We start from the raw sequence: 11,986 nt of genomic DNA on the forward strand, positions 1-11,986 counted from the left end.
GGACGCAATTATCCCGCCTCGCCCTCAAAGGGGCTCGACGCGGGAGAGGTCCGGCTTTTCCAGCCACTGCGCGAACTCGTCGGCCAGCTGCGTGGCGGCGCTCGTGGCGGCGTGCCATACCTTCATGCGGGCGGGCAGGTCCTGGCCAAAACGCACAAAGTCGTTGCGATCGGGCAGCTTGGCGTTGGGCAGGCCGCGCACCCATTGCGGACTGGGCGCGAGCACCAGCATGGCGTCCAGCGCAGGGCTGCTGCGGTGGCGGCCCTTCCACGATTTGTCGAGCCAGCCCGGCACCACCGCCTTCTGAAAGTGCGGATACAGCACGATGGGCGACTCGGCGGGCGGCTGGTACTGCAGGTGCAGGTGGTAGTCGGTCAGCCCGCCGTCCCAGTACGTTCCGGGCGGCGCGCCGGCAATGTGGCGCACCGGGCGCAACATGAACGGGATCGAGCAGCTGGCCTGCAGCGCGTCCATGAAGTTGTCCGCCGCCATGCTCACCTGGCGGGTGCGGTAGTCGTGCGTGGCAAAGGGCAGCGGGCTCACCGCGCCACCGCCGGCCATGCCCGACGAAAACACCACCCGCTCCAGCCAGGCGCCCAGCGCCTTGCGGTGCACCGCGTTGGCGGCGAAGGCGCCGAGGTAGCCCAGCGGTGTGCGAAGGCGGCCGTCTTGCTGCAGCAGGAGCCGCCCGCGCGCGGTGACGATGTGCAGGCGGTAGCGCGGATGGCGCAGCGTTTCGTCCACGCGGCCGCCATAGAACAGGCGCAGGTTGTCGGCGAACCGCTCGCTCACCTGCGCGGCCGTGGGCCGCTTTTGCCCGGGGGGCAGCTCGTAGTGCTGGGCGATGTAGTCGCGCTCAAGCCGTTCGAAGGCGGCGCGGGGCTCGTTCAGGCAGGCCGTGGCCATGCGCCAGGCGCCGATGGACGCGCCCACAAGGTGCACGGGCTGCGTGCTTTGCGGCAGCCAGTCGCCAAAAAGGAATCGGTCCAGAGGACCGAGGATCAGGCCCTTGGGGCCACCCGCTGCGGCGGGGATCACACCCACGTCCTGCGGGCGCAGGCCGTGGCGTTCGATGTGCTGGCGGGCCCTGGGGCCGGCGTAAAGGCGAAGCGCTTGCATAGGGCTGCGATTGTGGCGCAGCCCCAAGGCCTTCAAGGCGCTGCGGTCAATGCGATTCGGACGCCTCGGTGACGTCGGAGTGGCGCGAGATCGACGGGATTTCTTCGGCCACCACGGTGTCGGGGTCGATGCCAAGCACCAGGCCCACGGGGTCCGGGTAGGTGTTGATCAGCAGCTCCGAGCGCATGGACTGCTCTTCCGCGCGGGCGCGCCAAGAGCCGATGTGGATCACGCCGGCAATCGGCTCGTACACGTCGTTGTCAAACGGCGCCGTCTGGTGCTGGATGGCGTTGATCATGCGTTTGGGGAAGTTCCAGTCGCGCGCCAGGGCGGCACCCACTTCGGCGTAGCTGTAGCCAAACAGGCCTCGCTCGGCCTTGGCGCGCTTGAGGTCGAGCATGGGCACGCTGCGGTCGAGGTCGATCATGGCTTCGGGCATGCCGACATGCATCACCAGCTCGCCAATGCCGTGGATCAGCCCGGCCGTGAACGCGGTGTTCTCGTCCATCTTGATCGGCAGCGCGATGTAGCGCGACAGGTTGGCGGTGTTCAGGCTGTAGCGCCAGAACTGGTTGAGGTTGACGCCACCCACGGTGTGAAAGCCCTCGCCCAGCGAGGCGGCAATGACCAGCGCGCGCACCTTGATGAGGCCCAGCACGTTGATGGCTTCGCGCGCGGTGCTCACCGAGCGGTTCAGGCCGAAGAAGGCGGAGTTGGCGGTCTTGAGCAGCTTGGCCGTCAGGACGGGGTCGTCTTCGATCAGGGACGCGGCGAGCATCGCGTCAACGTCTTCCTGGTCAAAAGTCTCGATCAGCTTGCGCACCACTTTGGGAGCTGAAGGAAGTGCATTCGGTTGCTTGAGTAGCTTTTCGATTTGCATGGCGGTCTGCCCTTCGGTTGTGCGCTTCGGTTTGCGAGTCGCTTTCCATTTCATCGTCAGGCACCACCCACACTTGAGAACTTTCTGGGCAACGCGTGTAAGGAAAACATGTCAGTCGATGAACGCCGTCAGGGCAGAGCTGAATGACCACTCCGTGGGGTCCTTGCCGAGCACGCTGTCCAGGTCCAGGCCAAGCGTCAGACCGATCATGTCGGGGAAGGTGGCGGCCAGGCCGCGCTCGTCGAGCTGGATCTCTTCTGCCCGGGCGCGCCAGGAAGCCAGGTGCAACACACCGCCGAGGGCGTCGTAGACCTCACCCTCAAAAGGCGCGGTCTGGTGTTTCAAGGCCGAAACAATGTCGGTCGGGAATTGCCACTTCTCGGCCATGCCGGCGCCCACCTCGGCGTACGTGTAGCCCAGCACCAGGCGCTCGGCGTCCGCGCGGCGCAGGTCCAGTGGCGGCGTGCCCATGTCGATGGGGCCGATCACATCCGGCATGGCGATGTGCATGATCAGGTCGCCGATGGCGTGCACGAGGCCCGCCGTGAAAGCGTTGCCCTCGTTCTGGCGCAGCAGGCTGGCCAGGGAACGCGAAATGTCGGCCACGCGCAGGCTGTAGCGCCAGAACTGCACCATGTCCACGCCGGGTACGTTCTTGAAGCTCGAGCCCAGCGCGGCGGCCATCACCAGCGAGCGCACGTGCGTCATGCCCAGCAGGGCCACTGCTTCTTCGGCATTGCCAATCTGGCGGCTGACGCGGAAAAACGCGGAGTTGGACAGGCGCAGCACGCGGGTGGTGAGCGCCGGGTCGCGGGACACGAGGTCGGCCACCCGCTTGGGGCTGGGGTCGTCCTTGTTCATCTCGGCCAGCAGGTCCGAGACGGTGCGCGACATCGCGGGCAGTGCCCGTGGGTAGTTCAGTAGGGCTTCGAGTTCCATGGGGCTGTGAAGTCCGGTAAGAGAGAGGATGTCCGGTTCCTCACCTTATCGGCGTGCCCATGCCCGACTTGAGCGCCCTGCCCGACCGTTCAGCGTGGGTTTTTCAGTTTCGCAAAGGCCGACGCCATGGCCGATGGCGCGGGGGCGTTCGCCGGCCCCGCGCCGCCGCCGCGCGCGGGCCGCTGGCCGGGCGCACGCGCGGGCTCGAACCGGTTGTCGCGCGGGCCGTCGCGCCGGGCGGGCGCGGCGTCCAGCTTCATGGACAGGCCGATGCGCTTGCGCGCCACGTCCACTTCCATCACCTTGACCTTCACGATGTCGCCCGTCTTGACGATTTCGCGCGCGTCGTTCACGAACTTGTGCGACAGCTGGCTCACGTGCACCAGGCCGTCCTGGTGCACGCCCAGGTCGATGAAGGCGCCGAACTGGGCCACGTTGCTCACGGTGCCCTCCAGAATCATCCCCTCGCGCAGGTCGCTGATGTCGTCCACGCCCTCGTTGAAGCGCGCCACCTGGAAGTCCGGGCGCGGGTCGCGGCCTGGTTTTTCGAGCTCGCCCAGGATGTCCTTGACGGTGATCACGCCAAACCGCTCGTTGGCAAACAGCTCGGGTCGCAAGGTTTTGAGCATGTCGGCGCGCCCCATGAGCTCGGCCACGGGTTTGCCGGTTTTTTCCATGATCTGCTCGACCACCGCGTAGGTCTCGGGGTGGACGCCGGTCATGTCCAGCGGGTTGTCGCCACCGCGAATGCGCAGGAAACCCGCGCTTTGCTCGAAGGTCTTGGCGCCCAGGCCAGACACTTCCATCAGCTGCTGGCGACTCTTGAAGGCGCCATGCGTTTCGCGCCAGCGCACCACGGCCTTGGCCACACTGCCCGAGAGGCCGGACACCCGCGAGAGCAGCGGCACGCTCGCGGTGTTCAGGTCCACGCCCACGCCGTTCACGCAGTCTTCCACCACCGCGTCCAGGGTGCGCGCCAGTTCGCTCTGGTTCACGTCGTGCTGGTACTGGCCCACGCCAATGCTCTTGGGGTCGATCTTCACCAGCTCGGCCAGCGGGTCTTGCAGGCGCCGCGCAATCGACGCCGCGCCACGCAGGCTCACGTCCACGTCGGGCATTTCCTGGCTGGCGAATTCGCTCGCGGAATACACCGAAGCGCCCGCCTCGCTCACCACCACTTTCTGAATCGCATCCGTTCGCCCTGAGCCAGAGTCCGTTCGGGCTGAGCCTGTCGAAGCCGTCGCAAGCCCTTCGACAGGCTCAGGGCGAACGGGCTCGCGCTCAGCCCGAACGGCAGGGTGCTTCTCCAGCAGCTTGATCAGGTCCGCCGCCAGTTTGTCGGTCTCGCGGCTGGCCGTGCCGTTGCCAATCGCAATCAGGTTCACGCCGTGCTTGCGCGCCAGCTGGGCCAGGGTGTGCAGCGAGCCGTCCCAGTCGCGCCGGGGTTCGTGCGGGTACACGGTGGCGGTGTCCACCAGCTTGCCGGTGGCGTCAACCACGGCCACCTTCACCCCGGTGCGGATGCCGGGGTCCAGGCCCATCACCACCTTGGGGCCGGCAGGCGCGGCCAGCAGCAGGTCGCGCAGGTTGTCGGCAAACACCTTGATCGCCACGCCCTCGGCGCCCTCGCGCAGGCGGGCAAACAGGTCGCGCTCGCTGGAGAGCGAGAGCTTCACGCGCCACGTCCAGGCCACGCACTTGCGCAGCAGGTCGTCGGCCTTGCGGCCCTGGTGGCTCCAGCCCAGGTGCAGGGCAATGCGGCCTTCGGCCAGGCTCGGCCCAACCGTTCGGGCTGAGCCTGTCGAAGCCGCCGTGACCTCGGGTTCCGGCAGCACCAGCTTCGCGTCCAGGATTTCGAGAGCGCGGCCACGGAACACCGCCAGCGCGCGGTGCGAAGGCACGCGCGAAATCGGCTCGTCGTAGTCAAAGTAATCGCGGAACTTGGCCACTTCGGGCGCGTTCTCGTCCTTGCCCGCCACCAGCGTGCTCTTGAGCAGGCCTTCCGCCCAGAGCCATTCGCGCAGGTTTTGCAGCAGCGCGGCATCTTCGGCCCAGCGCTCGCTCAGGATGTCGCGCACGCCGTCGAGCACGGCGGGCACGGTGGAGAAGTCGGCGCCCGGCTTGCCATCGTCCAGCACTTCGGGCGGTTTCGTGAAGGCTGCGGCTTCGGTGGCCGGGTCCAGCGTGGGGTCGGCAAACAGCTTGTCGGCCAGCGGCTCGATGCCGAATTCGCGTGCGATCTGGCCCTTGGTGCGGCGCTTCTGCTTGAACGGCAGGTACAGGTCTTCCAGCTCTTGCTTGGTCGGTGCGGCGGCGATGGCCGCGCGCAGCGCGTCGGTGAGCTTGCCCTGCTCGTCAATGCTCTTGAGCACCGCGGCGCGGCGGTCTTCCAGCTCGCGCAGATAGTCCAGCCGGTAGGAGAGTTCGCGCAGCTGGATGTCGTCCAGCCCGCCCGTGGCTTCCTTGCGGTAGCGCGCAATGAAAGGCACCGTGGCCCCGCCGTCGAGCAGCTCCACCGCCGCTCGGACCTGATGTTCCCCAACCCTGATTTCCGTGGCGATCTGCCGGATGATCTGCTGCATTCGAACCGATGTGAAAACAAGAAGCGCGCGAGTTTGCCACAGGCCTACTGGCTACCATTTGACGCTTTCCACCATGCAAGACGACCTCTTCGGCGCCCCGCCGCCACCTGCCCAACCACCCGCGCCGGCACCGCCCCGCGCGCCGGCGCGCAAGAGCCTGTCCAGGGTGAACGCTGCCCCACAGGACGACGCGCTGCGGGCACTGGCCAGCGCCTTGCCGCCGCGGGTGCGCCTGGGCACTTCGTCCTGGACCTACCCCGGCTGGGCGGGGCTGGTGTGGGACACCGAATACCCCGACGCCCTGCTCTCCAGAGAAGGCTTGCGCGCCTACGGCGAACACCCCTTGCTGCGCAGCGTCAGCGTGGACCGCAGCTTCTACCGCCCCCTCACGCAAGACCAGTACGCGCGCTACGCCGCCCAGGTGCCCGACGACTTCCGCTTCGTGGTGAAAGCGCCCAGCCATGTCACCGACGCCCTGGTGCGCGGCGAAGACGGTCGGGGCATGCAGCCCAACCCCGCGTTCCTTGACCCTGACCTTGCCACGCAAGACTTCGTGGCCCCCGCCCTGGCCGGCCTGGGCCACAAGGTCGGCGCGCTGGTGTTCCAGCTCAGCCCCCTGCCCCGCCACCTGCTGCACAACCTGCCCCTGGTGCTGCAGCGGCTGCGCCGCCTGCTGCTGGCCCAGCCCGCGCTGGGCCCCACCGCACCCGACGGCGTGCTGGCGGTGGAAGTGCGCGACCCGCAATGGCTGGACCCGCTCTTCATGCCCGAGCTGGCCGCCGTGCTGCGCGAAACCGGCGCCACCTGGTGCCTGTGCCTGCACGCCAAAATGCCGCGCCTGGCCGACCAACTGCCCCTGCTGCGCATGCTCTGGCCCGGCCCCATGGTCTGCCGCTGGAACCTCAACCCGCTGCACGGCGCCTACGGCTACGAAGACGCCCAACGCGAATACGAACCCTATGACCGCATCCACGACGTGGACGAAGAGACTCGCGAGTTGCTCGTGCGCACCATCAGCGGCATTGCCGGTGCCGGGCAAAACGTGTTCGTGACCATCAGCAACAAGGCCGAGGGGTGTGCGCCGCTGTCGGTGCGGGCGTTGGCGCAGGGCTTGGCGCGCTGTTGAGTTACAGCGGCCCGATCACGCGCACCAGCCCCCACGCCAGCACGACATAACCGGCCACCGCAGCGCCGGCCCAGGCAACGGACTTCGTTCGGTGCCGAAGCAAGGCCAGCATCGCCAGGCACGACATGGCATACATCGTCGCGGCAATGAAGTAGGCGTCTGGGGCGGGTACGAACACCGGCGTGCCACCTCGGCGTGGCGAGGTTTCGAAGCCTGAGTAGGCAACGACCAGCGTGCCCCCAATCAAACCGAGGATGAACAGGGCGGCGATGGACAGGCGCAGTGGCAGATTCAACGACGGGGTTTCGCTCATGGGCTCAGCATCCGGTGCATGTGGACCTTGGCGTGCGCCCGCCCATTCACCACGATCGCGCGCGGCTCCGTGCCGAAGGCGATGAAGCCCGCCTCGCGGTACAGGTGGATGGCGGGGGCGTTGCCTTCGGTGACGGTGAGCACGAGGTCGGTGAGGCCGATGTCTGTGGCATGCGCCATCAGCGCCCGCAGCAGCTCGCGCCCCAGGCCACGGCCCGCCGCCTCCCGCGCCACGTACATCGCCACCACCACACCCTTGTGCCGTTCCTTGGCGCGTGCCGCGCATTCGAGGCCGACCATGCCGACCAGCGCGCCGCTCTCGTCAAACGCGCCCCAGAAGGACACCAGCGCGGACGCCAGCCGCGCCCGGGACTCCGAGGGTGGCCTTGCGCTGGCGTCTTCCCAGTCCGAGGTGAACGCCTGCGGATGCTCACTCAGCGCGCGCAAGCGCAGTGCGCGGTACGCGGGCGCGTCGTCGGGCGTGAGGCGGCGAATGGGCGGCTGCATGCTCAATGCCTCACCCGCAGCGAGCTGCTCACGCCGGCCAGCAAGGCAAAGCCTGCGGCCAGACACAGTGCAATCGTCTCGCCGCGCCCGTCGTGCTGGTTCCACACCGCGTAGATGGCGGCCAGCATCACCGCGCCCAGGGTCTGGCCGGTGAGGCGCGCGGTGCCGAGCATGCCGCTGGCCGCGCCGCTGCGGTGTGCGGGGGCGGTGGTGACGATGGTGTGGTTGTTGGGCGACTGGAACAGCGCAAAGCCGGCGCCGCACAGGGCCAGGCGCCAGGCCATGTCGAAGCTGGTGGCCTGCTCGGGCCGCAAGCCCACCAGCAGCAGGCCGCTGGCAAACACCACCATGCCGATGCCACCCAGCCAGCCCGCCGGGTAGCGCCCGATGAGGCGCCCGGCGACGGGGGCCACCAGCACCGTGGCCATGGGCCACGCGGTCATGATCAGCCCGGCCTGCATGTGCGTGCGGCCCTGCACGTCCAGCAGCAGAAACGGCAGGCTCAGGAACGCCAGCATCTGCGCGCAGAACGCGCCCAGCGATGAGCCCATGGACAGCGCAAACACAGGAATGCGCAGCAGATCGAGCGGGAACAGCGGCGCGGCCAGGTGCCACTGCCGGCGCAGGTACACCGCGCCCACCAGCACACCCGCGCCCAGCATGGCCCAGCCCAGCAGCGGCACGCTGTGCACCGCACCACTGCGCACGCCCAGGTAGTCGGCCCCCACAAAGAGCAGCGTGAACATGAGCACATTGAGTGCCACGTCGACCAGCGAAAACTGCGGCGCGGCGCTGGTGCGCGGCGGGTTGGTGGGCAGCGCGCGGCGGCCCAGCCAGAGCGTGAGCAGGCCCAGCGGCACGTTGATCGCAAACAGCCAGGGCCACGACGCCACCGACAGGATGGCCGCCGCCACCGCCGGCCCGGCCATGGTGGAGGTGGCCACCACCATCGAGTTGACCGCGATGCCGCGGCCCAGCCGGTGGCTGGGGTAGATCAGGCGCACCAGCGCGGTGTTCACGCTCATGATGCCGGCCGCACCCAGGCCCTGCAGGGCGCGCGCGGCCGTGAGCATGGCCAGCGAATTCGCCAGCATGGCGGCCAGGGACGACACCACAAACAGCGCCATGCCCACGAGGTACACGCGGCGGTAGCCCAGCCGGTCGCCCAGCGCGGCCAGGGGCAGCAGCATCACGAGCGAGGCAATCTGGTAGGCGTTGACGACCCAGATGGCTTGCGAAGCGGGCGCGTTCATCTCGCGGGCGATGCCGGGCAGCGCCAGGTTGACGATGCTGCCGTCCATGACCGACATGGCAATGCCCAGCACGATCACCAGCACGGCCTTGCCGCGCTGGGGCAAAGGCAGACCGTCGGCCACGCTCATCGGTGTGCCTCGGCCGCCACGTGTTTGTGGGGATCGCCGCCGAGCGTGATCCAGGTCAGCGCCACGCCGATCAGCGCGCCACTGGCCATGCCCACCACCATGGGCAGGGGCTTGCCGTTGGCAAACAGGCTCACGATGCCCATGGCGGCCGCGCCACCCAGCATCTGCAAGGTACCCAGCAGCGCCGACGCCGTGCCCGCAATGGCGCCGTGCTGCTCCAGCGCGAGCACCGAGGTGGTGGGAATCACCAGGCCCATGAAGCCGCTGGCGATGAAGTACAGCGCAATGAGCACCCACAGCCCGTCACCACCGGCGAGGTAGTACGCCAGCAGCGCCGCCATCGTCAGACCCGAGGCGGTGGCCGCCGCTTTCACCAGCCGCACCAGACCCAAGCGCTGGCCCAGCATGCCGGTGAACTGCGAGGCGCCGATGAAGGCAAAGGCGTTGAACCCGAACGCCAGGCTGTACTGCGTGGGTGTGAGCCCGTAGTGGTTGATCAGCACAAACGGCGAGCCCGCCAGGTACACAAAGAAGCCGGCCATGGCGGTGGCGCCAATGCCCACCAGGCCCAGGTAATGCGCGTCGCGCAGCAGCACGCCGTAGGCGCGCACAGCGCTGCCCAGGCTGCTTTCCACCCGCTCGGCCGCCGAGCGCGTTTCCTGCAGCGCGCCGTACACCAGCGCCAGGCCCGCCACCGAAGCCACGGCCACCGCCCAGAACACGCCGCGCCAGCCGGTGAGCGCGATCACCCCACTGCCCGCCAGCGGCGCCAGGATGGGCGAGACGCTGAAGACCAGCATCAGCAGCGACATGAGGCGCGCGGCGTCGGCGCCGGTGTGCAGGTCGCGCACCACGGCGCGCGGAATCGCCATGCCCGCCGCGGCGCCCAAGCCCTGCAGAAAGCGCAGGGCCACCAGCGTCTGGATGTCGTTGGCGAGCGCACAGCCGATGCTCGCCAGCGTGAACAGGCCCAGGCCAAAGTACAGCGGCGGCTTGCGCCCCACCATGTCGGACACCGGGCCATACAGCAGCTGGCCCACGCCCAGCGAGAGGAAGAACGCCGTCAGGCTGAACTGCACGGCCCCCACGTCAGCGCCCAGGCTCTGGCCGATGGCTGGCAGAGCGGGCAGGTACATGTCGATGGCAAAGGGGCCGATGGCCGAGAGCAGGCCCAGGATCAGGGCCATCTTGAGGTAACGGGATACAAACATCCGCTTATTGTCGTCAGCGGGCGAAGGCATTGCCGGGGCGCGGTTGGCGCGTTGTGGTGTAGGCGTGCGCCGCGTGCGTCACAATTTCGCCTCCCGACGCCCCACTCATTTCACTGGAGAAACCCCCATGGCCGTTGAAGGCAGCGCAGGCGACCTGCTCAAAGTCGTGACCCTGCTCGGCGCCGCCGTGGTGGCTGTGCCTCTGTTCAAGCGCATCGGCCTGGGCTCGGTGCTGGGTTATCTGGCGGCAGGCCTGGCCATCGGCCCTTTCGGCATGGGCTTGATCAGCGACCCCGCCACCATCCTTCACACGGCCGAGCTCGGGGTGGTGATGTACCTCTTTGTGATCGGGCTGGAGATGCAGCCCTCGCACCTGTGGAGCCTGCGCCGCGCCATTTTCGGCCTGGGCAGCCTGCAGGTGGTGGTGTGCGGCCTGCTGCTCACGGGCGTGGGCCTGGCGTTTGGCTTCTCGTTGCCGGTGTCCTTTGTCAGCGCCATGGGCTTTGTGCTCACCTCCACCGCCGTGGTGATGCAGCTGCTGGGCGAGCGCGGCGACATGGCGCAGCCGCGCGGCCAGAAGATCGTGGCCATCCTGCTGTTTGAAGATTTGCTGATCGTGCCGCTGCTGGCGGTGGTGGCCTTCATGGCGCCCGCCGACGTGGGCAGCACCGTGGCGGCCACGTCGTCGCGCTGGAGCTCCATCGGCCTGGCCCTGGGCTCGCTGGTGGCGCTGGTGGCCGCGGGCGTGTGGCTGCTCAACCCCCTCTTCCGCATTCTGGCCAACGCCAAGGCCCGCGAGGTCATGACCGCCGCCGCGCTGCTGGTGGTGCTGGGCGCGGCGCTCCTGATGCAGGTGGGCGGCCTGTCCATGGCCATGGGCGCGTTTCTGGCCGGCGTGCTGCTCTCGGAATCCACCTTCCGCCATCAGCTGGAGGCCGACATCGAGCCCTTCCGCGGCCTGCTGCTGGGCCTGTTCTTCCTGAGCGTGGGCATGTCGCTGGACCTGGCCGCGGTGGCGCGCAACTGGCCGATCATCGTGGCGGGCGTGGTGGCCATGATGATCGTCAAGGCGCTGTGCATCTACGGTGTGGCGCGTTTCGCCAAGAGCTCGCACGCCGACGCGCTCGACCGCGCCGTGCTCATGGCCCAGGGCGGTGAATTTGCCTTTGTGCTGTTTTCCGCCGCGCTGGGCGCGAAGGTGATCGACCCGGTGGTCAACGCCAACATGACCGCCATCGTGGTGCTCTCCATGGCGCTCACGCCGCTGGTGGTGCTGGTGCACCGGCGCCTGGCGGCCAAGCCCGGGGTGTCGATGGAAGGCATCGAGGCCGTGAACGGCCAGGCCGCCAGCGTGCTCGTGATCGGTTTCGGGCGCTTCGGGCAGATTGCCAGCCAGGGCGTGATCGCACGCGGCGCGAGCATCACCATCATCGACAACAACGTGCAGATGATCCGCGACGCCGAAACCTACGGCTTCAAGGTGTACTACGGCGACGGCTGCCGCGCGGACGTGCTGCATGCCGCCGGCGCCCACTCGGCCAGCGCCATCCTCGTGTGCCTGGACAACAAGGAAGCCGCCACCCGCATCGCCGAGCTGGCCAAGGCCGAGTTCCCGCACGCGCAGCTGCTGGTGCGCGCTTTTGACCGCCAACACGTGCTCGAACTGCGCAAGGCCGACGTGCGCTACCTCGTGCGCGAAACCTTCGAATCCGCCATGTCCATGGGCCGCGAGGCCTTGTTGACCCTGGGCGCGGCCGAAGAAGAAGCCGACGAAGTCATGGAACATCTGCGCCGGCGCGATGCCGAGCGCATGGACCTGGAGGCGGCCGGCGGGCCGTTTGCGGGCCGCGCGCTGGTGCTGGGAAACCAGGTCAAGCCGGCGGAGGACAGCGCGGACGCGCACTCGCCTGCCTGAGCACAGACACGAC

The 11,986-nt window shown here is 68.4% G+C and carries 10 protein-coding genes; 2 read left to right on the forward strand and 8 right to left on the reverse strand.

Annotated features, from left to right (window positions below):
* Positions 1 to 24: 24 nt before the first annotated feature.
* The 4 genes from KXJ60_RS03275 to KXJ60_RS03290 all read right to left on the reverse strand — a co-directional run bounded on the left by KXJ60_RS03275 (position 25) and on the right by KXJ60_RS03290 (position 5,520).
* Positions 25 to 1,119 carry a patatin-like phospholipase family protein gene (locus KXJ60_RS03275; protein WP_291124070.1) on the reverse strand — a complete coding sequence of 365 codons (1,095 nt, stop codon included), beginning with the start codon at positions 1,117 to 1,119 and terminating at the stop codon, positions 25 to 27.
* 46 nt (positions 1,120 to 1,165) lie between these two features.
* The gene (locus tag KXJ60_RS03280) at positions 1,166 to 1,999 is read right to left on the reverse strand and encodes an HDOD domain-containing protein (RefSeq protein WP_291124072.1); all 834 of its coding nucleotides are present in this window, start codon (positions 1,997 to 1,999) and stop codon (positions 1,166 to 1,168) included.
* A gap of 111 nt (positions 2,000 to 2,110) precedes the next feature.
* Entirely contained in the window at positions 2,111 to 2,938 is an 828-nt protein-coding gene (locus KXJ60_RS03285) for an HDOD domain-containing protein (RefSeq protein ID WP_291124074.1), read from the reverse strand.
* An 89-nt stretch (positions 2,939 to 3,027) separates the two neighbouring features.
* Positions 3,028 to 5,520: a Tex family protein gene (locus KXJ60_RS03290; RefSeq protein WP_291124076.1), complete on the reverse strand. Its 2,493-nt coding sequence runs from the start codon at positions 5,518 to 5,520 to the stop codon at positions 3,028 to 3,030.
* 73 nt (positions 5,521 to 5,593) lie between these two features.
* On the opposite strand from KXJ60_RS03290, the gene KXJ60_RS03295 reads away from it, so the two are divergent.
* Positions 5,594 to 6,646, forward strand: a complete 1,053-nt coding sequence (locus KXJ60_RS03295) for a DUF72 domain-containing protein (RefSeq protein ID WP_291124078.1) — start codon at positions 5,594 to 5,596, stop codon at positions 6,644 to 6,646.
* Position 6,647: 1 nt separating this feature from the next.
* Here KXJ60_RS03295 and KXJ60_RS03300 read toward each other — a convergent pair whose 3' ends face one another.
* The 4 genes from KXJ60_RS03300 to KXJ60_RS03315 are packed head-to-tail and all read right to left on the reverse strand — an operon-like array spanning position 6,648 to position 10,058.
* Positions 6,648 to 6,959, reverse strand: coding sequence for a hypothetical protein (locus tag KXJ60_RS03300; RefSeq protein ID WP_291124080.1), 312 nt, complete (start codon positions 6,957 to 6,959; stop codon positions 6,648 to 6,650).
* Entirely contained in the window at positions 6,956 to 7,465 is a 510-nt protein-coding gene (locus tag KXJ60_RS03305; RefSeq protein WP_291124082.1) for a GNAT family N-acetyltransferase, read from the reverse strand. The genes KXJ60_RS03300 and KXJ60_RS03305 overlap by 4 nt, the downstream gene beginning before the upstream one ends.
* Positions 7,466 to 7,467: 2 nt before the next feature.
* Entirely contained in the window at positions 7,468 to 8,847 is a 1,380-nt protein-coding gene (locus KXJ60_RS03310) for an MFS transporter (protein WP_291124084.1), read from the reverse strand.
* The gene (locus tag KXJ60_RS03315; RefSeq protein ID WP_291124085.1) at positions 8,844 to 10,058 is read right to left on the reverse strand and encodes a multidrug effflux MFS transporter; all 1,215 of its coding nucleotides are present in this window, start codon (positions 10,056 to 10,058) and stop codon (positions 8,844 to 8,846) included. Before KXJ60_RS03315 ends, KXJ60_RS03310 begins: the two co-directional genes overlap by 4 nt.
* 127 nt (positions 10,059 to 10,185) lie before the next feature.
* Between KXJ60_RS03315 and KXJ60_RS03320 the strand changes: the two genes are divergently transcribed.
* Complete coding sequence (locus KXJ60_RS03320; protein ID WP_291124087.1) at positions 10,186 to 11,973, forward strand: monovalent cation:proton antiporter-2 (CPA2) family protein; 1,788 nt, start codon at positions 10,186 to 10,188, stop codon at positions 11,971 to 11,973.
* Positions 11,974 to 11,986: the final 13 nt, after the last annotated feature.

Source organism: Hydrogenophaga sp., assembly GCF_019264445.1.
Lineage (GTDB): Bacteria > Pseudomonadota > Gammaproteobacteria > Burkholderiales > Burkholderiaceae_C > Hydrogenophaga.